Here is a 24,333-nt window from a genome sequence, read left to right on the forward strand (position 1 = left end):
GGGGAGACACACGGTGATCCACACCGCAGAGGGAGCGGCCGAGGTCCGCGCGACGAGCGCGCTCCTCGCTGCCCACCTCATGGTGCCTCGCGTCCCCGACTGCCTCCTCCTGCCGCCAGACCCCGAGCAGCTGTTGAGCAGGATCCTCGAGAGCAGACCGCGCCCTGCCCGTCGAGCGTCGCTGCCCGCGCCGCAGCGCCGTCAGGGAGCGCCTGCGCCCCACCGACCTTCTCCACCCGACAGCACCGCCCTCGTGGGCACGTCGGAGCATCGCTGGCAACCCGGTCGACGGCGGGGGACGATGATCGCCGCAGTCGCGGCTGTGGCTCTCGTCGTCGCCCTGGTCGCCGCCGAGGGCAGCCGCGCCCAGCCGGCGGCGGCGTCGACCATCCCCTCGCTCTCCTACGGGGTGGGCGACCTCGCCGAGTCGAGCCTGGACGAGCTCCCCGACGCCAGCGCTACCCTGCGCGGGCTCGCGGACGCCGCTCGGGAGACTCCTGAACCTGTCCGGACCGGGACCGTCCAGCACGTCGTGGCGCAGGAGTGGCTCGGCGAGACCGGCCCGGCGCCCGACGGGTCCGGACAGGCCACGTCCGTCTACCCCACGGTCACCGAGCGCTGGCTCGCCGCCGACGGGTCGGGTCTCATCACCCAGCGTCGTGCTGGAGCCGTGACCTACGACGGTGCGATCAACACCGAGGCCGGGCCGTCGCTCGCAGGCGAGCTCTCGTCAGACGCCGTCCTCCCAGGGACCTTCGACGACGTCGCTCGGCTCCCCGAGGACCCCGCCGCGCTGGCCGCTGACATCCTCGGCCGCTCCTCGGCCGAGTGCAGCCTCGACGACTGGAAGGGGTACTGCCTCACCGAGCAGGTTCAGACATACTTCGGGTCGGGCGTCGTGCCGCAAGACCTCACGGGCGCCTTCTGGGACATGCTCGCCCAGCAGCCGACCGTCAGGCTCCTCGGCCCCACGACCGACCGCGCAGGTCGCGAGGGCACGGCTGTCGCGGTCGAGGCGCCGAAGATCCCGGAGGACCCGAGCGACGACGAGTCCGTGCTGGTCCTCATCGTGTCGGAGGAGACCGGCCAGCTGCTCGCGACCGAGATGCTGACCCTGCGCAGCGACCTGCTCGGCGTCACCTCACCGACAGTCACCGGGTTCTCTGCCATCACCCTGTCCGAGTACACGACGGAGGTCGGGCGATGACCCCGCTCACCACCATGCCGATGCGGGTGAGCCTGCCGCACGACGCCAGATATGATCACCTCGAGCGGGCAGCGCCCGGGACAGCAGCCTGCCCCGGCGAGGCACCGAGCGCAACGGACGAGGGGGCGTCACCGATCGCGAGCAGTCGTGGGCAAGATCGAGACCGGCCGGGCAGAGCCCTGACCGGTCTGCGTCTCGTCGCCGACGACCCGAGCCCCGCGCCGCGTACCGCAGAGCTCGCGGGCACCGGACCCTCGCCAGCACCCGAGACCCAGGCCGAGACGGGCACCCGCCGGTCGAGCGACGTCCCGGCCGCGGGCCTCACCCCCGACGCGGACGCGGAGTCCCAGTTCAGCGACCTGTTCCGCTCGATGCACACCGAGGTCCGGACCTTCGTCCTGCGCCGCGTCGACCTCGAGCTCGTCGACGACGTCGTGGGCGACACCTTCCTCGCTGTGTGGCACGGGTGGGAGAAGGTCCCGACCGACCCGTCAGGGCGACGCGCCTGGGTCTACGGGGTCCTCCGGAACAAGCTGCTGCAGGCCGCGCAGAACGCAGGCCGTCGTTCACGTCTGCGGGCGAAGGTCTCGAGCCTGCGACCGACCGACCACGGTCCTGTCGGCGAGGCGATCGAGTCGCTGCGCGCAGCGCGCGACCTCCTCGACCTGCTGCCACCCGCCGAGCGTGACGCCGTGGCGTTCACCGTCCTCGCAGGGCTGTCCTGCGCCGAGACCGCCGAGGTGCTCGAGTGCTCGGTCAGCTCGGTGACCACCCGCGTGTCCCGGGCCCGGACCCGGTTGCGGACGATCCTGCTCGAACGCGAGACGACCGGCGACGGAGGTGAGGGACGATGACCGACGACCTCGGCGCGCACGACGTCGAAGAGCTCAGGGCTCTCATGCGCGAGCACCACCTGCTCCCGGAGGTCCCGGCCGCGCTCCTGGAACCCGCGACCCGCACCACGGCTGGCACCGCAGACACCTCAGGCCACGACCTCCGCAGCCCCGACGCTGCGGAGTCCCTGCTGGCCAGCATCCTAGCGACCCCGCGCCCCGGCCCCACGGAGGTGGAGCCGTCTGCCGCCAGCAGCGCCCGCCGGGTCCAGCCCGCCACCGACAGGTCCGGTGAGTCCGCCCGCCGACAGCGCCTGCATCGTCGAGCGGCCGTGCTCGCGGTCGCCGCGGCGACCGTCGTCGTCGCCGTCGTCGGATCACAGCTGAGCTCCAGCCCGACCGCCGTCGCCGGCGGGGCTCCGCCGCTGGTCTATGCAGAGGCGTCGCCGGAAGCAGCCTGGGACGGCTCGCTGCCCTCCGCACACGACACCCTCGTCGAGCTGGCCTCGGTCGCCGACGACGCACCAGACCTGCCCCGTGCCGGCGACGTCCAGCACATCAGCCGCTACTCCTGGTTGAGCGAGTCCGTCGGCGACGCCGACGGGAACACGACGACGGCGGTCTACCCGACCTCCGACGAGTGGTGGGTGGCTCCGGACGGGTCTGCCCAGTCCGTCCAGCGCCGCGCCGAGGCCGTCGGCTACGACGGCAGGGTCGACCCCGACGCCGAAGACTCGGCGGCTGGCCCGCTGTCGACCGACGACTTCATGCCCGGCACTGTCGAGCCCTTCGCCGTCGCCGAGCTGCCGACCGACCCCGACGCCATGGAGTCCGCGCTCCTCGCAACCATGCCCGCGGAGTACGTAGAGAACCCGGAGTACCGCGACACGCTGCTGGTCGAGGCGGCCGCCAGCCTCTCCAGGACCTCGATCGTCCCGCAGGACGTCGCCTCGGCGATGCTGACGGTGCTCTCCGACGCGCCGTCGATCCAGCTGCTGGGGGACACGACGGACAGGCTCGGGCGCCCCGGGGTGGCCGTCGCGGTCCCGGACTCCCTCATGAAGGACTCTGACGTCGAGGCGGTCACGGTCCTCATCATCTCGCCGACCGACGGCCAGCTCATGGGCACCGAGACTGTCACGCTGACGAACCTCATGATCGACGTCGACGAGCCGACGGTCACGGGCTTCACGACGATCACCGACCGACGCTGGGTCGCCGCCATCGGAGACTGACGGGCACGTCCGGTCCACGGCGTGCCCTGCCGTCGCTGCCGACCGCTCGAGCGAGGCCCCCGGTCGAGCACGATCAGCCGGTCAGACGAAGCAGACCGGTCGGACAAGGCCCGCCTGTCAGTCGAGGGCAGGCATCAGTCGGGCGGGAACCGCTCAGGCGGAGACGATCCTGCCGGAGTCGAGCTCGACGACCCGGTCGGCCGCAGCCGCGACGCACGAGCGTGCCGTCACCATCACGACGGCCGCGCCGGTGAGCCGCGGCACGGCGAGCAGCAGCTCGGCGACAGAGTCGGCAGCGTCTCGGTCGAGGGAGGTCGCCGGCTCGTCGGCGAGGACCAGGGCCGGGTCGAGGACGAGGGCCCGGGCGATCGCGACGCGCTGCCGGTCCTCCTCGCACATGTCGGTGGGCCGGCGGTCGGCGAGGTGCACGCCACCGAGCAGGTCGAGCACGCCGAGCGCGCGCTCCTTCGCCGTGCGCCGGGCCGTCCGTCCGTGCTTGAAGTACCAGGGCAGCATGACGTTCTGGACCGCGGAGAGGGATCCCTCGAGGTGGAAGGACTGGAAGACCGTGCCGACGCGGCTGCTGCGCAGGCTCACCAGCTCGGAACGGTCCAGGCCGCTCGTCTCGTGCCCGTCGACCGCGACGCCGCCCGAGGTGGGGCGCCTGACGAGCGCCAGGACCGACAAGAGGGTCGACTTGCCGCTGCCAGATGCGCCTGTCACGGCGAGCGAGCTCGCTGCGTGCACGTCGAGGTCGACGTCGCGGAGCGCGTGGACGGTGCCAGCGGGAGCAGAGAGGACGACGTCGACCGCCGTCAGCCGTGCGGCCTGGTGGCTCGCGACAGACGGCGCGCTGCGCGCAGCCTCGATGCTGATGGCCATGCTCTCCCCCCGGATGTGCAGGAGGGGTGCGTCCGGCGCGAGGTCTCCCTCAGCCAGCCGCACCCCCGTCCCTTGCGCCACGGACCGAGCCCACCAACCGGGAGACGCCCCCCTGCGACGTCCGGTTCCAGCGTGCTCGACCATGCCCTGCCCGGGTGACCGGTCCGAGAGACACAGCAGCGGTTCCCCTGCGCTGCTCGACTCTCGTGATGACCTGCTCACCCCTGCGACGATGTTCCGTCGTACATACATCGCCGCTGCAGACCTGGTTGTCACACGTCAATCTGTGGTACGCATCACATTCCTCAGCCGGAGACGAGAAGGTCAGGGTGAGCCGCGTCAGAGCGCGGGACCGAGACCTCTCGGCGGGGCGGCGGGTCCGGCTCGGTGGCTGCCGACCACGTGGGTGTCGACCATCCCGACAGCCTCCATGAGCGCGAACATGGTGGTCGGTCCGACGAAGGCGAAGCCCTTCGCGCGCAGAGCCTTCGACAGGGCGAGGGACTCGGGTGACCGGGTCGGGATCTCGGCGAGGCTCGCCGGGGCAGGTGCTGCGGCAGGCTGGAACGACCAGACGAGGTCGACCAGCCCGCCCTCGTCGCGCAGTGCGAGGGTCGCGCGGGCGTTCGTCACGGCCGCGCGGATCTTGGCCCGGTTCCGGACGATGCGGGCGTCGACCAGCAGTCGCTCGACGTCGGTCTCCTCGAAGACGGCGACCCGTTCTGGGTCGAAGGCGCAGAAGACCTCGCGGAAGGCGTCACGCTTGCGCAGGATCGTCGCCCAGGACAACCCGGACTGGAAGGCCTCGAGGGTGATGCGCTCGTACAGCCCGTGCTCGTCCCGCACAGGGATGCCCCACTCGGTGTCGTAGTAGGCGCGGAGCATCGGGTCGACGGCCGCCCACGGCGGGCGGGCGAGGCCGTCTTCGCACAGGACGAGCCCGTCGTGGCGGGGCGTCACCTGTCGCTCGCGGCACAGGGGCGGCGGACGGCGGGCTCGCAGGTGGTGCGGCCAGCTCCGGTGGTCTCGGTGCGCACTGCGCCTCCTCGGGGTGCACCCCTGCCAGAGCAGAGGAAGGGTCGGGCGGAGACGATCGTCCCACGCCCCACCCACGCTCCGGCGTCTGCGCCGCTGGACCTCGGCCCCCCGCGGGAGTTCACTGGAGCTGTGACGACTCTCTCGACGGCTGCGGCACAGCCGTCCACCGACCCGCCTGCGCCTGCAGACGCCCCGCTGCTGACCATCGCGCAGGTGGCCGGCAGGACCGGGCTCACGGCCCACACGCTCCGGTACTACGAGCAGGACGGCCTGCTGCTCGTGCCGGTCCCGCGGTCCAGCAGCGGTCAGCGGCGGTACCGGGAGGAGGACGTGGCCTGGATCGTGCTCGTGACGCGGCTGCGGTCGACCGGGATGTCGATCACCGGGGTGCGCGAGTACGCAGAGCTCGTGCGTCAGGGCCCCAGCACCGAGCAGGCGCGGCTCGACCTGCTGCTGCGGCACCGTGAACGGGTCCTCGCCCAGCTCGCGGAGGTCACCGAGCACCTCGGAGCCGTCGACCGGAAGATCGACATCTACACGGCCCGGCTCGCAGCGCGGAACTGACCTGGCGCACCGTCGCTCGATGCCGCACGCCGCCACCCACCGTCGTTCGCTGCCGCACGCCGCCACCCACCGTCGATCCCCAGGCCCCGGAGAGGTCTGCGCCGGTCCGCGACGATCCCGGCGGCGCAGGACCTGTGCACGCAGCGCTTGACTTCGAGCGCACTCGAAGGAGTTGGCTGAGGTCATGACTCCTCGACCCACCCTCCAGACCCGCACCCTCGGCACAGCCTCGCCCTTGACAGTCTCGACGCTGGGCCTCGGCTGCATGGGCATGTCCGAGTTCTACGGCACGACCGACGAGGCCACCGCGACCTCGACCATCCACCGGGCCCTCGACCTGGGTGTCACCCTGCTCGACACCGCGGACATGTACGGGCCCTTCACCAACGAGCGTCTCGTCGGCTCCGCGGTCGCCGGCCGACGCGACGAGGTCCAGCTCGCCACGAAGTTCGGCAACGAGCGTCTGCCCGACGGGACCAGGGTCGGCATCAACGGCCGTCCCGAGTACGTGCGGGCGGCCTGCGACGCGTCGCTCGAGCGTCTCGGTGTGGACCACGTCGACCTCTACTACCAGCACCGCGTCGACCCGGACGTACCGATCGAGGAGACCGTCGGCGCGATGACCGAGCTCGTCGCAGCAGGCAAGGTCCGCCACCTCGGGCTGTCGGAGGCCTCCTCCGAGACCATCCGCCGCGCGCACGCCGTGCACCCGATCACCGCACTGCAGACCGAGTACTCGCTCTTCACCCGAGATCTCGAGGACACGATCCTCCCGACGATCCGCGAGCTCGGGATCGGGCTGGTCCCCTACTCGCCGCTCGGCCGCGGGATCCTCACGGGCACCGTGACGGATGCGACCCTCGAGGCCGGCGACTCACGGCGCACAGGCTACTTCCCGCGGTTCCAGGGCGAGGCGCTCGAGAGGAACCTCGCCCTCGTCGACGCCGTGCGGCGGCTCGCCGAGGCCAAGGGCATCACCTCGGGTCAGCTCGCGCTCGCCTGGGTGCTGGCCCAGGGCGAGGACGTCGTCCCCATCCCCGGGACCCGGCGGATCCCCTACCTCGAGGAGAACGTCGGGGCAGCGGCCGTCCGCCTGGACGCCGACGACCTGGCCGCCCTCGACCGAGCCGTCCCGCGCGACGCCGTCGCGGGGGCACGCTACGGCGACCTGTCCTCGATCGACGACTGACCGCCCTGCCTCCGGGCTGAGCCGCGGCCTCCGGCTGCGAGGCCCGCGGCTCAGCGCGGGACGCGGGCGGTCCGCGCGGGGTCGAGGTCGAGCCCGACGACTGCTCCCCGGACCAGCTCGACAGCGCTCACAGCACCGCTGGCACTGCTGGCGCCGTCAGCACTGACCGGGCCGCTCCGGACGGAGACGCGGACCGGACCGTCGCCGAGGTCGGTCTCGACCGAGACCTCGGCGACCCCGCGGCGGAAGGTCGTGCTCAGCACGGTCGCCCTCCAGCGGGCTGCTGAGGCGTCCCGGAGCACGAAGCCGTCGGGGCCGACGGCCGTCCAGCCGTCGCCGTCAGGCACGAAGGCCTGGTACCCGAGGAACGACGCGACCTCCAGGTCGGCCGGAGCCGCCCAGAGACGCGCCGGCGCGTCCACCTGCAGCAACCGTCCACGGGACATGACGGCGACCCTGTCGGCCACCGTGAAGGCCTCGTCGTGGTCGTGCGTGACGAAGAGCGCCGTCGTGCCGGTCTCGACGAGCGCGGCACGCAGGTCTGCCGCGAGACGCTCGCGCAGCGCGCGGTCGAGGGCCGACAGGGGCTCGTCGAGGAGCAGCAGACCGGGCTGGGGCGCCAGGGCCCGGGCGAGGGCTACGCGCTGACGCTCGCCGCCGGACATGGTGGCGACCGACCGACGACCGCTCCCGGGCAGACCGACGACCTCGAGCAGCTCGGCGACCCGGGTGCGGCGCTGGTCCCGTGGCACCCGCTGCATGCGCAGCCCGTACTCGACGTTGCCCGCGACGTCGCGGTGCGCGAACAGCTGGCCGTCCTGGAACATGAGCCCGAAGCCGCGCCTGTGCACGGGCACCCCGGCGACGTCGGCTCCGTCCCACAGCACCCGGCCGCTCGCGACAGGCTCGAGCCCGGCCACGGCGCGCAGCAGGCTCGACTTGCCGCAGCCCGAGGGCCCGAGGATGGCGACGACCTCACCCCGGGCGACGTCGAGGTCCACGCCGGCGACGGCTGTCGTGGCGCTGCCCCGGTGTCGCCGGGAGGGGCGGGTGGCCGGCAGCCCGGCCTCCGTGACCTGCTCGTCCGCGGCCCCCGGGCCAGCCGCGTAGGTCACGACCAGCTGCTCGACGCGCAGACCGCTCCCGGGTGCTCGGCTGCCGGGCGCCGCTCCTGCGGGGCGCGCTGTCGTGGTGCTCATCAGAACTCTCCTGTCCTGTCTCCGCGCAGCCGCTCGGCGAGGAGCATGACTGTCGCGGTGAGGAGCGCGAGGACGACGGAGGCGGCGAGCGCCATGCCGTAGTTCTCGGCGCCGGGCCGGCCGATGAGCCGGAAGATGACGACGGGCAGGGTCGCGCCGTCGGGTCGGGCGAGGAAGGACGTCGCCCCGAACTCGCCGAGGGACACGGCGAAGGCGAAGCCGATGGCGAGCCCGAGCGAGCGGGCGACGATGGGCCAGTCGACGGTCGCCAGGACACGTCCGGGCGGTGCGCCGAGGGTCGCGGCCACCTCGCGCTGGCGCGGGTCGATCGCGCGCAGCACAGGCAGCACGGTCCTCACGACCAGCGGGGTCGCGACGACGGCCTGGGCGATCGGGACGAGCAGCCCGGAGGTCCGCAGGTCGACGCTCAGGCCGAGCGGCCTGTCGAGGGTGATGAGGAAGCCGAAGCCGACGGTCACCGCGGAGACCCCGAGGGGCAGCATGAACACCGAGTCCATGACCGACACCGCGCGTCGGGCCGCCGGGTCGCGCGGTCGTCGCGAGACGACCAGGGCGACGAGGCCGCCGACGACCAGCGCGACGACAGTCGCCCAGGCTGCTGTGCGCAACGAGGTCGCGGCTGCCTCCCACACCGTGACGGTGAGCGCGTTGCGCCCGCCTGTGGTGCCGAGCGCGGCGTAGTTGCCGAGCCCCCAGCCGTCAGGGGTCCGGAGGGAGCGGAGCACGAGGTTGGCGATCGGCCAGGCGAGGAGCACCAGCACGACGACGGCCGTGAGCGCCGCGGGCAGGGCGTCGGCGCTGCGCAGCCGCAACGGGTGGGTCGAGCGTGTGGCGGCGGTGAGGGCGAGCGCGGTCTCGCGGCGCGAGCGCGCCCTCGAGGCGACCGCGAGCGCGGCGCTCACCACGACGAGCTGCGCGACGGACAGCACCGCGGCCGTGCGCAGGTCGAGGAACTGGACGGTCTGCATCCAGATCTCGGTCTCGATGGTGCCGTAGCGCTGACCGCCGAGGACCAGGACGACCCCGAAGGCCGTCGCGCAGAAGAGGAAGACGACCGCGGCGGCCGAGGCGACGGCCGGGCCGAGCGCCGGGAGCGTCACGGTCCAGAACGCCCGGGAGGGTGAGGCTCCCAGGGCGCGGGCGGCCTGCTCGGCGCGCGGGTCGAGGTGCTCCCACAGCCCGCCGACAGTGCGCACGACGACGGAGTAGTTGAAGAAGACCAGGGCGATGACGATCGCCGTGAAGGTCCCGTCGAGCCCGAGGGAGCCGAGCGGGCCGGACTCCGCGAGCAGCGCGCGGAAGGCGACACCGACGACGACTGTGGGCAGCACGAAGGGCACGGTGACGAAGGCGCGGACGGCCGCCTGCCCGCGGAAGGTACACCTGTAGAGGACGTAGGCGCCGGGGATGCCGAGCAGCAGCGACACGACGGTGCCGAGCGTCGCCTGCGCGAGGGTCAGGCCGACGATCCGCCAGGTGCGGGGCTGGGAGAAGACGTCGGCAAAACCGCCGAGGTCGAGCGTCCCGTCGGCCCAGAAGCCGCGCCCGACGAGCGCGCCGACGGGCCACACGAAGAAGATCCCGAGGAAGGCGACGGGCACGGCGACGGCGAGCGCCCACGAGGTCCGGCGCAGCAGGGCCCCGCGGCCGGCGGGACGCTCGGGGCGTCCGGCCGGTCGCGGGGCGGAGGCACCCGTACGACCCTCGCGGGTCGTGGTGCCGTCCTGGAGGGTGGTCATGGTGCTCAGCCGACGACCTGGGCGGTCCAGTCCTTGATCCACGCGTCACGGTTCGCGGAGATCTCGGCGGGGTCGAGGGCGATCGGGTCCGTGGGCACGGGCGCGAAGGACTCCCAGTCGGCCGGGACCGTCACGTCAGGGCTCACGGGGTACACGTACATGGTCTCGGGGATGTCGGCCTGGAACTGGTCGCCGAGCAGGAAGTCGACGAAGGCCTGGGCACCCTCGGGGTTGTCGCCGTTGGCGAGGACCCCGGCGTACTCGACCTGGCGGAAGCAGGTGTCGAGCAGGGCTGCCGTGGTGCTCGACGCACCGTCGTCGCTCACCGTGAAGGCCGGGGAGGACGCGTAGGAGAGGACGATCGGGCGGTCGCCCTCGCCGTTGGCGGAGAAGTCCGTGTAGTAGGCGTCCTCCCAGCCCTCGACGACCTTGAGGCCGTTGTCGGTGAGGCTCTTCCAGTAGTCGAGGTAGCCGTCGGTGCCGAAGTGGCCGATGGTCGCGAAGAGGAAGGACAGGCCGGGCGTCGAGGTCGCCGGGTTCGTCACGACGGTGAGGTCCCGGTACTCGGGGTCGGCGAGGTCTTCGAGGGTGACCGGGGCGTCGATGCCCTCCTCGGCGAACCATCCGGTGTCGATGTTGAGGCACACGTCGCCGTAGTCGACAGGGGTGAGGGTGCCGGAGTCGTCGACCGCGAGGTCGGCGGCGCTCTCGGGCAGCTCGGGCGAGGTGTAGGGCTCGAAGACGCCCGCGTCGACGGCGCGGGACGCGAAGGACGTGTCGATGCCGAAGGCGACGTCGCCGAGCGGGGAGTCCTTGGTGAGCACGAGCTTGTTGGCGAGCGCGCCGCCGTCACCGGTCGTGATGATGTTGAGCGTCAGCCCGCTCTGCTCCTCGAAGGCGGCCTTGGTCTCGTCGGTGATGCCGAAGGAGTCGTGGACGACGACGTCGACAGTCGTGGCGCTCCCTGACCCCGACGCGTCGCCCGTGCCGCCTGTCGCGGAGTCGCTCGAGCAGGCCGCGAGCGCGAGGACCAGGGTCCCGGCGATCGTCGCTGTGGTCAGCCGTACGGAGCGTGTGGTGCGTGCTGTCCTGGTGCTGGTGGTGCTGTGCATGATGCTGCGTCCTCCTGGACATGTGCCTCAGAAGGGGTACCACGCGTGCGTGGCGAGATAGCCCGACTCCCTACGCCGGTGCAAACCGGATCAGGTTCGAGGGTCTGCGGGTGGTTCCGCACTCTCAGCGCTCCTGCGCTCCCCTGTCGTTCTCTCCCAGGTTACCTCGCGGTCGGCGGTGCGGTATGCGGGTGCGAGCCCGGACGGCTAGCGTGGTGCGACAGGAGCGGATCACCTGCTCAGACGACCAATCGCGGAGGAATCGTGGCCCAGGACCAGTCGGTACCGATGAAGATCACCACGCTCGCTGTCTCGCTCGGTGCCGGGTGGGTCGCCCAGAAGGCGGTCGCCGCGCTGTGGACCAAGGTCACCGGGCACTCCCCGGTGCACGGGGACGACGACGACGCGACGGTCGCGAGCATCGTGGCCTTCGCTGCGGTGACGAGCGCGACCGCCGCCCTCACCCGGGTGCTCGCCACCCGGGGGACCTCGCGCGTCGCGAAGCGTCTGCACGCCCGCAAGCGCTGACCCTGGCGCGGCTGCGGCGCCCCTGTGCGCTGCGGCCCGGATGGGTACCGCGGCCGCGTGAGCACCGCAGCGAGGCTGAGCACAGCGGTCCGGCTGCGTGCCGCGCTGCCGCGGGTCGTCGCGGGTCGTCGCGGCACGCAGGCTCAGCGACGGGCGGCGTCCTCGAGAGCCCTGAGGTCGAGGACAGAGAGCCCCCGGCGCCCTCGGAGCTCGATGACGCCCGAGGCCGACAGCGCCGCCAGGCGCCGGCTCAGGGTCTCGGGGGTGGTCCCGAGATACGCGGCGACCTCGTGCTTCGCCATCGGCAGCAGCACCGTGGCCCGGCCGGTCCTGCTGGTGGTCGCTGTCACGAGGTCCAGCAGGTAGGCCGCGACCCGGACGCCGACGTCCTCCGACGTGATGGCCGACAGCAGCCGCTCGACCGAGGCGAGCCTGTCGGAGAGCGTCCGCAGCATCCGCTGGCTGATGTCGGGATAGTCACGCAGCAGAGCCGAGAACCTCGCTGGGTGGAACACGCACATCTGGCTGTCGTCGAGGGCGACGACAGTGTCGAGGGGCGGGCGACCTGTCAGGAAGGCGCGCTCGCCCACGACGTCGCCGGCGGTGACTCTCCTGAGGATCTGCTCCTGACCGTCGGAGGACGTCCGGCTGACCTTGAGCTGCCCGCTGTGCATCACGAGCAGGCTCGACGCCGGGTCTCCGGGGTCGGAGACGACCTCGCCCTTCTGGAACGACACGGACCGCGCCGCCCCTGCCACCCGGAGCTGCTCCTGGCGCGACAACCCGTGGAAGATCGGGACGCGGGCCACGCAGAGGTCGTCCTCAGCCATGCCCCGAACCTACCCGGACCACCCGGCACCTACGGGTTGCCGAGGCTGCTCCGGCGCCTCCCGGCAGGCAGTGCCGACGGACTGTGCCGGTGCTTGACCTGCGTCAAGGAGTCTCCAGGAGATCCCTCCTACCGTGAAGGTGTCGCTGAGAACCGTCACCAACGAAGGGATCCGACCATGTCCACCTCGACAGCACCCGCCACCTCCACCACCCGCACAGTCCTGAGAGCCGAGGGGTTCTCCTGCCCGTCCTGCGTGGCCAAGATCGAGAAGCAGGTGGGCCGGCTCGACGGTGTCGAGCGCGTGCGGGTCCAGTTCGCCTCGTCACGCATCGAGATCGACCACGACGCCGGACGCGTCACCGTGGACCAGCTCGTCGCCGCCGTGGCCAAGGCCGGCTACAGGGCCGCACCCTCGAAGGTCTGACCTCTGATCTGTGCTCTCCGGGCACCCGCGGGTGCCCGACCCGTAGTTCCTCCAGGCGCGCCGGGCGACCGGCGCGCCCCGCAGAGAGGTGGTGCTCCGATGGGGAGCAGGTTCGAGAGATGGGTCCACGGGGACTGGTCGACGCCCGTCGTGTCAGGGGTGCTCGTCCTGGTCTCCTTCGCCCTCAGGCAGTCGGCCGGAGGTGCGGGTGACGTCACGCTGAGCCCGCAGTGGTGGCTCGATGCCGGTGAGCACGCCGCAGTCCCCGGCACGCTCTTCACCCTCGCGGACGCCGTCATGCTGGCCGCCGCGGTCACCGCCGGCTGGGGGATCACCATCACGGCCCTGCGCGCACTCGTCGCCAGGGTCGTCGGGATCGACCTGCTCGTGGCGGCTGCGGCGATCGGGGCCGTGGTGATCGGCAACTTCTGGGAGGCTGCGGCAGTCACGTTCTTGTTCGCGACAGGTCACGCCCTCGAGGCCGCGACCCTGGGCAAGACGCGCTCCGCCCTGGCCGAGCTGGTCGCGGTGGCCCCGGACCACGCCGTCGTCGTCCGCGACGGCGAGCAGCTGGAGATCCCTGCGGCGCAGGTGAGGGTCGGCGAGGTGGTCCTGGTCAAGAACGGCACGAAGGTCCCTGTCGACGGAGAGGTCCTGGGCGGGACCGGCGCGGTCGACGAGGCGTCCATCACGGGCGAGTCGATACCGGCCGAGAAGTCCAGAGGTGACCGCGTCTACGCGGGGACGATCTCCCGAGCAGGCTTCTTGCGGGTGCAGGCCACCGGGACCGGAGCAGACTCCACCCTCGCCCGCATCATCCACCGCGTCGAAGAGGCCCAGGACGCCAAGGCCCGCACGCAGGCCTTCATGGACAAGTTCTCCAGGTGGTACACACCCGCCGTGATGGTGCTCGCCGTGGCGGCCGGCGTCGTCACGGGTGACGTGGTCCTCGCGCTGACCCTGCTGGTCATCGGGTGCCCCGGCGCGCTGGTCGTCTCGATCCCCGTCGCGATCGTCGCCGGCATCGGCCGGGCCGCTCGTCGAGGGATCCTCATCAAGGGCGGTGAGTTCCTCGAGACCTCGGCGAAGATCTCCGTGGTCGCCATGGACAAGACCGGGACGCTCACCGAAGGCCGACCCCGCCTGACCGACGTGGTGGTCCTGGACCCGCGCCTGGGTCGTGCCGACGTGCTGCGCTGGGCTGCGGCCGCCGAGGCCGGGTCCGAGCACCCGCTGGCACGTCCCGTCCTGGCGGCTGCGGACGAGGACGGGGTCGGTCCCTCAGAGATACCGGGCACGGTGGTCCCGGTGCCCGGCATGGGCATCATGGCCGAGGTCGACGGTCAGCGGGTGCTGGTCGGCAGCCCGCTGCTGCTCGAGCGGTACGGGGTGGCCGACGCCCGCGGTGTCTCCCAGGTCGCCGCGGCGCTCGCCGCCGACGGCAAGACGCCCATGACGGTGGCCGTCGGCGGCACCGTGATCGGCGTCCTCGCCGTCGCCGACCAGGTCCGCGCGGACGCCGCTGAGGCCGTCTCGATGCTGCACAGGGCCGGCGTCACGAAGGTCGTCATGCTCACCGGTGACAACCGGCTGGTGGCCGAGGCCGTCGGGAAGGCCACCGGGATCGACGAGGTCCACTCCGCGCTGCTCCCCGAGGACAAGCTGGACGTGGTCGAGCAGCTGCAACGGCAGGGCCACACCGTGGCCATGGTCGGCGACGGGGTCAACGACACCCCTGCCCTGGCCGCGGCCGACATCGGCGTGGCGATGGGGGCAGCAGGCTCCGCGGCGGCCGTGGAGACCGCAGACATCGCACTGATGGGTGACGACCTGCTCAGGCTGCCTGAGGCGATCAGCCTGGCCCGACGGACCGTGGCGGTGATGAGGCAGAACATCGTCGTCGCCCTGGCCACGGTCGTGCTGCTGCTGGCCGGCGTCGTCGCAGGGGGGCTGACCATGTCTGTCGGCATGCTCGTCCACGAGGCCTCTGTCCTGGTGGTGATCGTCAACGCGATGCGCCTCCTGCGCAGCAGCGGCCACGCCACGGTCGACCAGCCCTCCAGGCCCAGCCTGACGTCCGTCGGCTCCCGAGGCTGAAGATCTCGTCCCTGTGGACAACGTCCGCGCACCGCTGCGCGCTCCTAGTGTCGGTGCAACGGCAGCGACCGGTCCGAGGTCGCCGCCCTGTCACGGCAGGAGCAGGGCATGAAGTTTGCGATGGGGGCAGGCGTGCTGACGGCGCTCGCACGGAAGACGTCGACGTCGAGCGACGACCTCGGCGCCGTCGTCCGGGAGCTCTCCGCGGCGGCCGAGCCGCTCGAGGGGCGATTCCACGGCGCTGGCCGGCAGGCCTTCGACAGGTTCCGCCGACGCACCGAGCAGATCGCCGTCGAGCTCGACGCGGCGCTCGCCTCGGTCCTGGTCGGCATCGACGGCATGGACCGCGCCTTCGCCGAGGGCGACCAGACGATGGCCGACGAGACCCGGGCGACCGAGGGCAGCGCGTCCTTCGCCTCCGCGCGGTTCTCCGGCCGCTGACCACAGACCTGCTGACCAACGACCTCAGGAGACGACGACGATGAGCACGACGAGCACGACAGACCGCAGGGACTACGACACCGCAGCATCGACGGCTGCTCAGGAGAACTTCGACAGGGTCGCAGCGCGGCTCGACGGTCTGATGGACCAGCGCTCGGCCGACGTCCGGGACGCGATGGCCGACTACGAGGCCACAGGTGTCTCCGGTGACTACCAGGCGCAGGAGCAACGCTGGGCGACGGTCGCCGCGGAGGTCCGCGGGATCGTCCAGGCCCTGCGCCGCGCGCTGACCGACAGCGACGCGAGCGCCCAGGACTCGCTGCGGCGAGCCCAGTCCGCGGTCGAGGCGATCGGCTGACCTGGGGCGACGTGGCATTCGAGCCCTTCGCCGGAGGTGCCGCTCGGCAGGCCCCCTGTCGCGCGGTCCCCCTCGGCGCAGAGCCGCAGAACTTGATAGCGTCGAGCGATGCCACGGACGCCACTGCCCAGCCCGCGCCCTGACCGACCGCTCCGAGCCCGATCGCTCCGAGCCCCTGGAGCCGCCACGCTGGCGGCCGCGCTCGTCCTCACCGGGTGCTCCTCCTCCTCCGACGACAGCGAGACCGAGCCCACATCGACGGCCTCGAGCACGTCGACGACCTCGACCCCGGTCGAAGAACCATCCTCCGAGCCCGCCGATCTCCCCGAGGGCCCCGCGGGAGAGCAGGCCGCCTGGTTCCTCGAGCAGCTCGACCCCGAGACCACCGTGAGCGCCGACGAGATCACCGCCCGCGTCTCCGAGGCTGTGCTCGCCGAGATGAGCGCCGAGGACCTCGCCGCGACCCTGACAGCGCTCGCCGCGACAGGCCCGTGGACGCCTCGGGCTGTCGCTGGTGAAGGGTCAGCCGTCTCGGTGACGATCGTCGACACGGCCGCGACCTACCTCGAGATGCAGGTCGCGACCGACGAGGCCGGTCAGGTGACGACCCTGTTCTTCGCGCCCGGGAGCAACCCCGACCGCGCACCGGCCGCGAGCTGGGACGAGCTGGACTCGTTGCTCGGCGACACCGGCGTCGACCACTCGCTCCAGGTGTCGACGGTCGACGAGGCCGGTCTGTGCACACCCGTCCACCAGGCCGGCGAGACGGCCACGCCGATGCCTGTCGGGTCGATCGTCAAGCTCTACGTCCTCGGGGCCGTGGTGACGGCCGTCGCCGACGGCACCCTCACCTGGGACACCGAGCTCACCCTCACCGACGACCTCAAGTCCTTGCCCTCGGGCACCCTGCAGGACCAGCCGGCCGGGACCACCGTGACAGTCCAGCAGGCAGCGGCCGGCATGATCTCGATCAGCGACAACACCGCGACAGACCTGCTCATCAGCACGGTGGGCCGCGACGCCGTCGTCTCCGCGATGGGCGACATGGGCCACCACGACCCGGCGCTCAACACGCCGCTGCTCACCACGCGCGACCTCTTCTGGTTCGGCTGGGGTGCCCCGGAGGCCGTCCCGAGCTGGACCGACCTCGACGTGGACGCGCGCGAGGCGCTGCAGGGCGAGGTGCCGGCGGGCTTGCTCGACATCGACCCGATGTCTGTCACGACCCCCCGCTGGGACGACGGCCTCGACTGGTTCGCCACGGCCGCCGACCTCTGCTCCGCGCACGCCGGCCTGCAGACCATGGCGGGCACGGAGGCCGGCGAGCCCGTCCGCGACATCCTGTCGGCGAACACCGGGATCACCCTCGACGAGGCCGACTGGCCCTACGTCGCCTTCAAGGGCGGCAACGCACCCGGTGAGATCGCCGGGTCGTGGCTGGCCGAGACCGCCGACGGGGAGACCGTCGTGGTGAGCCTCCAGCTCGCGACCGACGACCCTCTCGCCCTGCCCGCCCCCGTCGACCTGTTCTCCCTCGCCGAGGACGCCTTCGGGCTGTACGGGTCGTGACACAGCAGAGCCCGACGTCGGACCTCCGACCTCGGGCTCTGCTCTGCCCTGGGCCCCGGCGTCCGCCGAGCCTGTCAGGCCTCGGTGATCACCGAGCCGGCCGCCACGTCGGCCCGGGCGACGGCGAAGCCACCGGCCCGCACGAAGACCTCGCCGTCGACCTCGTCACCCACGAGCGCCTGGCCGGCCCCGGGGACCACGACGTCCTCGGTCCCGTGGTTGAGCACCACGGTGAACTCCGTGGACCCGTCGACCGAGCGGCGGCGCACGACCTCGACCTCGTCGGGCAGCGTGCGGTCCGGGACGATCCCCGCGTCGGCGTAGGCGCCGTCGAGGAAGGTCGTCAGCGACGCACCGGTCAGGCGCGTCGAGGTGTACCAGGCCGCACCCTCGCCGTGGACGTTGCGGGTGATCGCCGCCTCGCCCTCGGCGGGGCCGTCCACGTAGGTGGCCACGACGTCGGCCGTCGTCACCACGAGGTCTTCGGCCCAGACGTCAGCCGCGGCACCCTCGAAGCGTCCACCGGCCAGTGTCATCGAGTCGCCCTCGCGCAGCGGGAGCAGCTCGTCGACCCGGACACCCAGCACGTCGTGCAGCGCAGCGACCAGGCCACCAGCACGCACGGCGTCGTTCTCGTCGACCAGCCCGGAGAAGCACGAGACGGCCAGCGTCCCGCCGGCAGCCGTGTAGGACGTGAGGTTCGCCGCCGCCGCGTCGGTCAGCAGGTACGACGCGGGGGCGAGCACGAGCCTGTACCCGCTGAGGTCGGCCTCGGGGTGGACCAGGTCAGCCGTGACGTCGTCGCGCCACAGCTGGTCGTAGAAGGCGACGATGCGCTCGCGGTGCGAGTGGTCGACGCTCGGTCGCCACTCGAGGTCCTGCGCCCAGAACGACTCCCAGTCCCAGAGGATCGCGACGTCGGCGTGCACCTGCGAGCCGCGCAGCTCGGAGAGGTCCGCCAGGGTGCCACCGAGCTCGACGACCTCCTTCCACACCCGGCTCGAGGTGCCCGCGTGGGGCAGCATCGCCGAGTGGAACTTCTCGGCGCCCGAGCGCGAGGCCCGCCACTGGAAGAACAAGATGCCGTCGGCCCCACGCCCGAGGTGCGAGAGCGCGTTGCGGGCCATCTCGCCGCGGCGCTTGGCCACGTTGCGCGGCTGCCAGTTGACGCCCGAGGTCGAGTGCTCCATGAGGATCCACGGCTTACCGCCAGCGAGCGAGCGGGTGAGGTCGGCGTCGAGGGCCAGCGTCACGTGGTTACGGACCTCGGCGGCGGTCAGGTAGTGGTCGTTGCTCACGATGTCGACCTCGCGCGCCCAGCGCCACAGGTCCATCGAGGGGCAGCTCGTCGCCATGAAGTTGGTCGTCACCGGGACGCCGGGTGAGAGCTCGTGCAGGATGTCCCGCTCGGCCGTGAAGCAGGCGAGCAGCGCGTCGGAGGTGAAGCGCGCGAAGTCGAGGCGCTGCGCGGGGTTCACGACGCTGGCCGACGTGGCCGGGGCCCCGACGTGCTCCCACTCGCGGTAGGTCTGGCCCCAGAAGGCCGTGCCCCAGGCGGCGTTGAGACCGTCGAGGGAGCCGTGGCGCTCCTGCAGCCAGGTACGGAAGGCCCGGACGCTGTGCTCGTCGTAGCTGTCCGAGACGGGTGCGCCGTACTCGTTGTGGACGTGCCACAGCGCGAGGGCCGGGTGGGAGCCGTAGCGCTCGCCGAGCGCGCGGGTGATGCGTGCGCAGGCCCGGCGGTAGTCGGGAGAGGACGGGCTGACCATGCCGCGCGAGCCGTGGCCCAGCACGACGCCGTCGCGGGTGACGACGCGCGAGTCGGGGTACGTGGCGTAGAACCAGGCGGGCGGGGCGGCGGTCGGGGTGCCGAGGTCGACCCGGATGCCTGCCGAGTGCAGCAGGTCGAAGAGCCTGTCGAGCCACTCGAAGTCGAAGACGCCCTCGGTCGGCTCGAGCCGGGCCCACGAGAAGATGCCCACGCTCACCAGGTTGACCCCGGCCTCACGCATGAGGGCGACGTCCTCGACCCAGACCTCTTCGGGCCACTGCTCGGGGTTGTAGTCCCCGCCGTAGCTGATGGTTCCCACACCCGGGAGCCAGCCTGCTGGGGCTCCTGCGGTGCGGACGGCGGTGGACTCGCTCATGGCTCTCCTTGCCGACAGGCGGCGGTTGACGTGGATCTCTCAGCGACGTGCGGCTCCGGGCTCCTGCGCCCTGGACCCGCTGCCCTGTGCTCCCCTGTGCTCGCACCTGTGCGCGCTCACAGACTTCGACATCGCTGTGCAACGACGAGGTAACACTATTTTCTGATGTTTGACAACCAGCAGGAGTGTGCCGGTACTGTGACCGGTCACAGGTACAGTGGCGTTTCTGAGTACGACGTCGTACCCACCTCAGCGACGAAGCGGAGGTGACGATCAAGGAGGACACATGCGTCTGGCCCGCACACGACTCACCGCAGCTGCGGTGACGATCGCAGCACTCACCCTCGGCGTCGCCGCCTGCGGGAGCGACTCCGACAGCGCCTCCGGCGACGGCCCCGTGAACCTCACGTTCTGGACGTGGGCCCCGGAGATGGAGGCTGTCGTCGACATCTGGAACGAGGCGAACCCCGACATCCAGGTGACGGTCAACAAGCAGGACGGCGGCGACGCAGCCGTCACCAAGCTGCTCACGGCCATCAAGGCCGGCAGCGGTGCACCCGACATCATGCAGGCCGAGTACCAGGCCATCCCGACGATGGTCTCGGCCGACGCCCTCGCGGACGTCTCGGCCGAGGTCGGCGACGACCTCTCGGGCCACTTCGCGGACGGCGTGTGGAACTCTGTGACCCTCGGGACCGACGCGGTCTACGGGATCCCGCAGGACTCCGGGCCCATGCAGTTCTACTACCGCGCGGACATCTTCGAGGACATGGGCCTCGCCGTCCCGACCACCTGGGACGAGTACGCGGACGTCGCCGCTCAGCTGCACACGGCCGACCCGTCCAAGTACCTCGGGACCTTCTCGGCGACAGACGCCGGATCCTTCACGGGCCTCGCGCAGCAGGCCGGCGCCTCGTGGTGGGGCATCGACGGCGAGTCGTGGACCGTCGACATCGACGACGAGGCCACCCTCAAGGTCGCGCAGTACTGGGGCGACCTCGTCGAGGCGGGCACGATCGACAACAAGCCGATGTACACCCCCGAGTGGAACGCCGCGCTCAACGACGGCTCGCAGGTCGGCTGGCTCAGCGCCGTCTGGGCACCCGGCGTCCTCGCCGGCAACGCCCCCGACACCGAGGGTCTGTGGAAGATGGCTCCGATGCCGCAGTGGGACGCCTCGGCCCCCGCGACAGGCAACTGGGGCGGCTCGGCCACCGCGGTGACCACGCAGTCCGAGCACGCCGAGCAGGCCGTCGAGTTCATCACCTGGATGAACACCTCCGAGGAGGGCGTCGCCGCCCTCGCGGACGTCTCCGGCATCTACCCGGCCGACATCCCCGGGCAGTCGACCGCGCTGACCGACCCGCCGGCCTTCTTCGCCAACCAGCCCGACTTCTACGAGATCGTCGCCGAGACGGCCGGCACGGCCAACCCCTTCACCTACGGCCCGAACGTCAACGTCGCCTACTCGGCCTTCAACGACGCCTTCGGCAAGGCAGCCGAGTCCCGCTCGGCCGCAGGGTTCGTCGAGGGCATCGAGTCGATGCAGACCACCACTGTCGAGGACCTCAAGAACTCCGGCTTCTCGGTCGCCGAGTAGTCGCTGCGTAGCCGGTCGAGCAGTCACCGCGGTCCAGCGGCTGCTCGACCGGCACCAGCACCACCCGCACGACTCGCACCACCGCACGACCCGCACCACCCGGTCGGCCCCAGCGGCACGGCCGACTGCTCGACAAGCACCCTCAGCAGCACCCTCCCCGCGGGGCGTCGCGTCCGCGACGCCCCGCGGCACGGCCCGGCCCTGCGCCAGGCACTCGACTCCGGCGCACCGCGCGCACGCCGACCCCCTCGCTCTGTAGGAGTACGACTCTCATGCCGCCGACCACCCAGAAGCTCGCCCCGCCGACACCCGGGGCCCCCGGACCCCTCCCGACCGCACGCCGGGGCCGCAGCAAGGGCACCCGCGACCTGCCCGCCTGGGGCTTCCTCGCTCCGGCCATCGCACTCTTCGTCATCTTCATGGCCCTGCCCATCGGCTACGCCGCCTACCTCAGCCTGCGGACCGTCAAGGTGTCCGGGCTCGGCCTCGGGGCCGGGGCGCGGACCGAGAGCTGGGCCGGGTTCGCCAACTACTCCCGGGCCCTGAGCGACCCGGAGTTCCTCTCGAGCGTCGGGCGGGTGGGCCTCTACGGACTGCTGCTCGTGCCGACGATGATCGTCCTCGCGCTGCTCTTCGCCCTGCTGCTCGACTCGCGCGGTGCGCGGGCCAAGGGCTTCAGCCGCATCTCGATCTTCCTGCCCTACGCGGTCCCGGCGGTCATCTCGTCGCTGCTCTGGGGCTTCCTCTACCTGCCCGCGGTCAGCCCGTTCTACTACGTCTTCGAGAAGCTCGGCTGGGACGCCCCGTCGCTGCTCTCCTCCGACCTCGTGCTCTTCGCGATCGCGAACATCGCGCTCTGGGGCGGTGTCGGCTTCAACATGATCGTCATCTACACCTCGCTCAAGGCGATCCCGACGGACATCTACGAGGCTGCGCGGATCGACGGCGCCAACGAGCGCACCATCGCGCTGCGCATCAAGGTCCCGATCGTCACGCCGTCGCTCATCATGACCTTCGTCTTCTCGATGATCGCGACGCTCCAGGTCTTCGCCGAGCCCACGACGCTGCGCCCGCTGACCAACACCATCTCGACCACGTGGTCGCCCCTCATGAAGGTCTACCGCGACGCCTTCACGCGTGACGACCTCTACTCGGCCGCCGCCACGTCGATCATCATCGCGGCCGCGACGTTCATCCTCTCGTTCGGGTTCCTGCGCCTCGTGCAGAGCCGTGCCTTCAGCCAGGAGAAGTGACATGAGCACCACGACCCCCTCCAGGACGAGCTCGCGCACCCGTGGCTCCTCCGCCCTCCAGCACTCCGTCGTGCGCCCGACCCGCCGTCCGCGCATCGGCTGGGGCGGCACGATCATCCTGCTGATCGGCGCGGCGTACTGCCTGCTGCCCGTCGCCTGGGTGCTCGTCGCCTCGTCGAAGAGCGCGGCCGAGCTGTTCTCGACCTTCACCTTCGCGCCGTCGTCGCACCTGGTCGACAACATCTCCGAGCTGTCGGCCTACCGCGGCGGCCTGTTCTGGCGCTGGATGCTCAACACAGGTCTCTACGCGGGCGTCGGCGCGCTGCTCTCGGTCGTCGTCTCGGCGATGGCCGGCTACGGGCTCGCCAAGTACAGCTTCGCGGGCAAGAAGGCCGTCTTCAACACCCTGCTCGCCGGGGTGCTCGTGCCGGCTGTCGTCCTCGCGATCCCGCAGTACCTGCTCCTCGCCAAGCTCGGCATGACCAACACGTACTGGTCGGTCCTGCTGCCGAGCATCATCAGCCCCTACGGCATCTACCTCGCGCGCATCTACGCGGCGGCGTCGGTCCCCGACGACGTCATCGAGGCGGCCCGGACCGACGGCGCCAAGGACTTCCGGATCTTCCGGACGATGGCCGTGCCGATGATGCTCCCCGGCCTGGTGACGGTGTTCCTGTTCCAGTTCGTCGGGATCTGGAACAACTACATGCTGCCGTACATCATGCTCGGCGACGACAAGCTGTTCCCGCTCACCGTGGGCCTCTCCGGCCTGCTCAACCAGGGTGCGTCGCAGCCGGCGATGTACACCTCGGTCATCACCGGCGCCCTGCTGTCGATCCTCCCGCTCATCGCGCTGTTCCTCACGCTGCAGCGCTACTGGCAGGTCGACCTCGCCGCCGGCGCCGTCAAGAGCTGACCCGCACGACCGGCGCAGGGGTGCGGTCACCCGCTCCCCTGCGCCTCGTGGCACCACCAGGTGCCACCTGTTGACCTAGAGTCTGGAACGTGGAACCCGAGATGGAAGCACGCACCGCGCGCAAGCGCCCGACCATCCGCGACGTCGCGGCGGCAGCGGGGGTCTCCCGCGGGACGGTCTCCAGGGTGATCAACGGCGGCCACTGGGTGTCCCCCGAGGCGCTGACCGCGGTCCAGGAGGCGATCCGCACCACCGGGTACTCCATGAACCAGCACGCCCGCTCGCTCGCGACGGGCCGCTCCAACTCGATCGCCTTCCTGCTCACAGAGCCCCAGCACCTGCTCTTCGAGGACCCCACCTTCTCGATCTTGCTGCGCGGCGCCGCCGAGGCCCTCGGGCAGCGCGAGATGCCGCTGCTGCTCATGGTCGCGGGCACCACGGAAGAGCGCCGACGGATCACCGACTACATCACCGCCGGTCACGTCGACGGCGTGCTGCTCATCTCCTCCCACCGCGACAACCCCATGGTGAAGTCCCTGCTGCGCGCCGAGATCCCGGTGATCGCCTGTGGTGTGCCGATCGGCTACGAAGACTCTGTCGGGTACGTCTCGGCCGACGACGTCGGCGGGGCCCGCAAGATGACCCAGCACCTGGTCGACTCGGGTCGCACGCGGATCGCGACCGTCACCGGCCCGCTCGACACCCCCGGTGGGACCATGCGCCTCGCCGGCTACCGCGAGGCGCTCGGCGAGAGGTACGACGAGACCCTCGTCCGCCACGGCGACTACTCGCGCGAGGGTGGTCGCGCCGCGATGGCCGAGCTCCTCGAGGCCCGCCCCGACCTCGACGCGGTGTTCGTCGCCTCCGACCTCATGGCCGCGGGTGCGATGACCGCGATCAAGGACTCCGGCCGGTCGATCCCGGGCGACGTCGCCGTCGGCGGCTTCGACGACTCGGGCCTCGCCGCGACCCTCGACCCGCCGCTCACGACGATGCGCCAGCCCTTCGAGCGGATCTCCTCCGAGATGGTCCGCCTGCTCCTCGAGGTCGTCGACGGCCAGGAGCCCGCCGCGGTGACGCTGCCCGCGACGCTGGTGCGGCGCGAGTCCGCCTGACCCCTGGCTCCCTTCCCCTCTGCCTCCCCTCCCC

General features: G+C 71.6%; 22 protein-coding genes and 1 riboswitch. Of the genes, 15 read left to right on the plus strand and 7 right to left on the minus strand.

The genetic code is table 11. From position 1 onward, the window contains the following. Positions 1-79 precede the first annotated feature (79 nt). From HZZ10_RS14220 to HZZ10_RS14230, 3 genes are read left to right on the plus strand one after another with little or no spacing between them, the layout of a single operon-like run. Positions 80-1,207 carry a CU044_5270 family protein gene (locus HZZ10_RS14220; protein ID WP_228087620.1) on the plus strand — a complete coding sequence of 376 codons (1,128 nt, stop codon included), beginning with the start codon at positions 80-82 and terminating at the stop codon, positions 1,205-1,207. Beyond that, positions 1,204-2,061, plus strand: a complete 858-nt coding sequence (locus HZZ10_RS14225) for an RNA polymerase sigma factor (protein WP_056135651.1) — start codon at positions 1,204-1,206, stop codon at positions 2,059-2,061. The genes HZZ10_RS14220 and HZZ10_RS14225 overlap by 4 nt, the downstream gene beginning before the upstream one ends. Beyond that, positions 2,058-3,275, plus strand: coding sequence for a CU044_5270 family protein (locus tag HZZ10_RS14230; RefSeq protein ID WP_056135648.1), 1,218 nt, complete (start codon positions 2,058-2,060; stop codon positions 3,273-3,275). The genes HZZ10_RS14225 and HZZ10_RS14230 overlap by 4 nt, the downstream gene beginning before the upstream one ends. Positions 3,276-3,428: 153 nt before the next feature. Here HZZ10_RS14230 and HZZ10_RS14235 read toward each other — a convergent pair whose 3' ends face one another. Then, positions 3,429-4,157 (minus strand): ABC transporter ATP-binding protein, encoded by a 729-nt coding sequence (locus HZZ10_RS14235; RefSeq protein WP_179913999.1) that lies wholly within the window; start codon positions 4,155-4,157, stop codon positions 3,429-3,431. 339 nt (positions 4,158-4,496) lie between these two features. Beyond that, the gene (locus HZZ10_RS14240) at positions 4,497-5,117 is read right to left on the minus strand and encodes a DNA-3-methyladenine glycosylase I (RefSeq protein ID WP_179914000.1); all 621 of its coding nucleotides are present in this window, start codon (positions 5,115-5,117) and stop codon (positions 4,497-4,499) included. A gap of 207 nt (positions 5,118-5,324) precedes the next feature. Here HZZ10_RS14240 and HZZ10_RS14245 point away from each other — a divergent pair, with 207 nt between their 5' ends. Continuing rightward, entirely contained in the window at positions 5,325-5,759 is a 435-nt protein-coding gene (locus HZZ10_RS14245; RefSeq protein WP_179914001.1) for a MerR family transcriptional regulator, read from the plus strand. Positions 5,760-5,943: 184 nt separating this feature from the next. Next, positions 5,944-6,948: an aldo/keto reductase gene (locus tag HZZ10_RS14250; protein ID WP_179914002.1), complete on the plus strand. Its 1,005-nt coding sequence runs from the start codon at positions 5,944-5,946 to the stop codon at positions 6,946-6,948. A 50-nt stretch (positions 6,949-6,998) separates the two neighbouring features. Here the strand turns inward: HZZ10_RS14250 and HZZ10_RS14255 are convergent, their stop codons facing one another. From HZZ10_RS14255 to HZZ10_RS14265, 3 genes are read right to left on the minus strand one after another with little or no spacing between them, the layout of a single operon-like run. Further along, positions 6,999-8,147: an ABC transporter ATP-binding protein gene (locus tag HZZ10_RS14255; protein ID WP_179914003.1), complete on the minus strand. Its 1,149-nt coding sequence runs from the start codon at positions 8,145-8,147 to the stop codon at positions 6,999-7,001. Further along, the gene (locus HZZ10_RS14260; RefSeq protein WP_082544124.1) at positions 8,147-9,907 is read right to left on the minus strand and encodes an ABC transporter permease; all 1,761 of its coding nucleotides are present in this window, start codon (positions 9,905-9,907) and stop codon (positions 8,147-8,149) included. Before HZZ10_RS14260 ends, HZZ10_RS14255 begins: the two co-directional genes overlap by 1 nt. A 5-nt stretch (positions 9,908-9,912) precedes the next feature. After that, positions 9,913-11,019: a thiamine ABC transporter substrate-binding protein gene (locus HZZ10_RS14265; protein ID WP_179914004.1), complete on the minus strand. Its 1,107-nt coding sequence runs from the start codon at positions 11,017-11,019 to the stop codon at positions 9,913-9,915. Between the two features lie 50 nt (positions 11,020-11,069). Then, positions 11,070-11,174, minus strand: a riboswitch (TPP riboswitch). Positions 11,175-11,307: 133 nt separating this feature from the next. Between HZZ10_RS14265 and HZZ10_RS14270 the strand changes: the two genes are divergently transcribed. Next, entirely contained in the window at positions 11,308-11,547 is a 240-nt protein-coding gene (locus HZZ10_RS14270) for a DUF4235 domain-containing protein (RefSeq protein ID WP_179914005.1), read from the plus strand. Positions 11,548-11,690: 143 nt separating this feature from the next. On the opposite strand, the gene HZZ10_RS14275 is transcribed toward HZZ10_RS14270, so the two are convergent. Beyond that, positions 11,691-12,377: a Crp/Fnr family transcriptional regulator gene (locus tag HZZ10_RS14275; RefSeq protein ID WP_179914006.1), complete on the minus strand. Its 687-nt coding sequence runs from the start codon at positions 12,375-12,377 to the stop codon at positions 11,691-11,693. A gap of 177 nt (positions 12,378-12,554) precedes the next feature. Between HZZ10_RS14275 and HZZ10_RS14280 the strand changes: the two genes are divergently transcribed. The 5 genes from HZZ10_RS14280 to HZZ10_RS14300 all read left to right on the plus strand — a co-directional run bounded on the left by HZZ10_RS14280 (position 12,555) and on the right by HZZ10_RS14300 (position 17,268). Then, positions 12,555-12,803, plus strand: coding sequence for a heavy-metal-associated domain-containing protein (locus tag HZZ10_RS14280; RefSeq protein WP_056135629.1), 249 nt, complete (start codon positions 12,555-12,557; stop codon positions 12,801-12,803). A 99-nt stretch (positions 12,804-12,902) separates the two neighbouring features. Continuing rightward, a complete protein-coding gene (locus tag HZZ10_RS14285; RefSeq protein WP_179914007.1) occupies positions 12,903-14,900 on the plus strand; it encodes a heavy metal translocating P-type ATPase in 1,998 nt (665 codons plus the stop codon). A gap of 108 nt (positions 14,901-15,008) precedes the next feature. Beyond that, entirely contained in the window at positions 15,009-15,341 is a 333-nt protein-coding gene (locus HZZ10_RS14290) for a hypothetical protein (RefSeq protein WP_179914008.1), read from the plus strand. A 40-nt stretch (positions 15,342-15,381) separates the two neighbouring features. Beyond that, positions 15,382-15,699, plus strand: a complete 318-nt coding sequence (locus HZZ10_RS14295) for a hypothetical protein (protein ID WP_056135621.1) — start codon at positions 15,382-15,384, stop codon at positions 15,697-15,699. 108 nt (positions 15,700-15,807) lie between these two features. Next, positions 15,808-17,268, plus strand: a complete 1,461-nt coding sequence (locus HZZ10_RS14300) for a serine hydrolase (RefSeq protein WP_179914009.1) — start codon at positions 15,808-15,810, stop codon at positions 17,266-17,268. A 74-nt stretch (positions 17,269-17,342) separates the two neighbouring features. On the opposite strand, the gene HZZ10_RS14305 is transcribed toward HZZ10_RS14300, so the two are convergent. Then, positions 17,343-19,415, minus strand: coding sequence for a beta-galactosidase (locus HZZ10_RS14305; protein WP_179914010.1), 2,073 nt, complete (start codon positions 19,413-19,415; stop codon positions 17,343-17,345). Positions 19,416-19,701: 286 nt separating this feature from the next. On the opposite strand from HZZ10_RS14305, the gene HZZ10_RS14310 reads away from it, so the two are divergent. From HZZ10_RS14310 to HZZ10_RS14325, 4 genes are all read left to right on the plus strand, one after another. Further along, the gene (locus HZZ10_RS14310; protein ID WP_056135611.1) at positions 19,702-21,015 is read left to right on the plus strand and encodes an ABC transporter substrate-binding protein; all 1,314 of its coding nucleotides are present in this window, start codon (positions 19,702-19,704) and stop codon (positions 21,013-21,015) included. A gap of 272 nt (positions 21,016-21,287) precedes the next feature. Beyond that, a complete protein-coding gene (locus tag HZZ10_RS14315) occupies positions 21,288-22,268 on the plus strand; it encodes a carbohydrate ABC transporter permease (protein ID WP_082544123.1) in 981 nt (326 codons plus the stop codon). A gap of 1 nt (position 22,269) precedes the next feature. Further along, a complete protein-coding gene (locus HZZ10_RS14320; protein WP_179914011.1) occupies positions 22,270-23,184 on the plus strand; it encodes a carbohydrate ABC transporter permease in 915 nt (304 codons plus the stop codon). 101 nt (positions 23,185-23,285) lie between these two features. Beyond that, complete coding sequence (locus HZZ10_RS14325) at positions 23,286-24,299, plus strand: LacI family DNA-binding transcriptional regulator (protein WP_056135608.1); 1,014 nt, start codon at positions 23,286-23,288, stop codon at positions 24,297-24,299. Positions 24,300-24,333 lie beyond the last annotated feature (34 nt).

The sequence above is a fragment of the Sanguibacter inulinus genome (assembly GCF_013415325.1).
In the GTDB taxonomy this organism is placed as follows: Bacteria; Actinomycetota; Actinomycetes; order Actinomycetales; family Cellulomonadaceae; genus Sanguibacter; species Sanguibacter inulinus.

Bases quoted from the DNA above. Each gene is read 5' to 3' on its own strand.
- HZZ10_RS14280 (WP_056135629.1), top strand. From the start codon at position 12,555: ATGTCCACCTCGACAGCACCCGCCACCTCCACCACCCGCACAGTCCTG.
- HZZ10_RS14310 (WP_056135611.1), top strand. From the start codon at position 19,702: ATGCGTCTGGCCCGCACACGACTCACCGCAGCTGCGGTGACGATCGCA.
- HZZ10_RS14260 (WP_082544124.1), bottom strand. From the start codon at position 9,907: ATGACCACCCTCCAGGACGGCACCACGACCCGCGAGGGTCGTACGGGT.
- HZZ10_RS14225 (WP_056135651.1), top strand. From the start codon at position 1,204: ATGACCCCGCTCACCACCATGCCGATGCGGGTGAGCCTGCCGCACGAC.
- HZZ10_RS14315 (WP_082544123.1), top strand. From the start codon at position 21,288: ATGCCGCCGACCACCCAGAAGCTCGCCCCGCCGACACCCGGGGCCCCC.
- HZZ10_RS14220 (WP_228087620.1), top strand. From the start codon at position 80: ATGGTGCCTCGCGTCCCCGACTGCCTCCTCCTGCCGCCAGACCCCGAG.
- HZZ10_RS14235 (WP_179913999.1), bottom strand. From the start codon at position 4,157: ATGGCCATCAGCATCGAGGCTGCGCGCAGCGCGCCGTCTGTCGCGAGC.
- HZZ10_RS14265 (WP_179914004.1), bottom strand. From the start codon at position 11,019: ATGCACAGCACCACCAGCACCAGGACAGCACGCACCACACGCTCCGTA.
- HZZ10_RS14325 (WP_056135608.1), top strand. From the start codon at position 23,286: ATGGAAGCACGCACCGCGCGCAAGCGCCCGACCATCCGCGACGTCGCG.
- HZZ10_RS14305 (WP_179914010.1), bottom strand. From the start codon at position 19,415: ATGAGCGAGTCCACCGCCGTCCGCACCGCAGGAGCCCCAGCAGGCTGG.
- HZZ10_RS14295 (WP_056135621.1), top strand. From the start codon at position 15,382: ATGAGCACGACGAGCACGACAGACCGCAGGGACTACGACACCGCAGCA.
- HZZ10_RS14230 (WP_056135648.1), top strand. From the start codon at position 2,058: ATGACCGACGACCTCGGCGCGCACGACGTCGAAGAGCTCAGGGCTCTC.
- HZZ10_RS14320 (WP_179914011.1), top strand. From the start codon at position 22,270: ATGAGCACCACGACCCCCTCCAGGACGAGCTCGCGCACCCGTGGCTCC.
- HZZ10_RS14290 (WP_179914008.1), top strand. From the start codon at position 15,009: ATGAAGTTTGCGATGGGGGCAGGCGTGCTGACGGCGCTCGCACGGAAG.
- HZZ10_RS14270 (WP_179914005.1), top strand. From the start codon at position 11,308: ATGAAGATCACCACGCTCGCTGTCTCGCTCGGTGCCGGGTGGGTCGCC.
- HZZ10_RS14275 (WP_179914006.1), bottom strand. From the start codon at position 12,377: ATGGCTGAGGACGACCTCTGCGTGGCCCGCGTCCCGATCTTCCACGGG.
- HZZ10_RS14300 (WP_179914009.1), top strand. From the start codon at position 15,808: ATGCCACGGACGCCACTGCCCAGCCCGCGCCCTGACCGACCGCTCCGA.
- HZZ10_RS14255 (WP_179914003.1), bottom strand. From the start codon at position 8,147: ATGAGCACCACGACAGCGCGCCCCGCAGGAGCGGCGCCCGGCAGCCGA.
- HZZ10_RS14250 (WP_179914002.1), top strand. From the start codon at position 5,944: ATGACTCCTCGACCCACCCTCCAGACCCGCACCCTCGGCACAGCCTCG.
- HZZ10_RS14285 (WP_179914007.1), top strand. From the start codon at position 12,903: ATGGGGAGCAGGTTCGAGAGATGGGTCCACGGGGACTGGTCGACGCCC.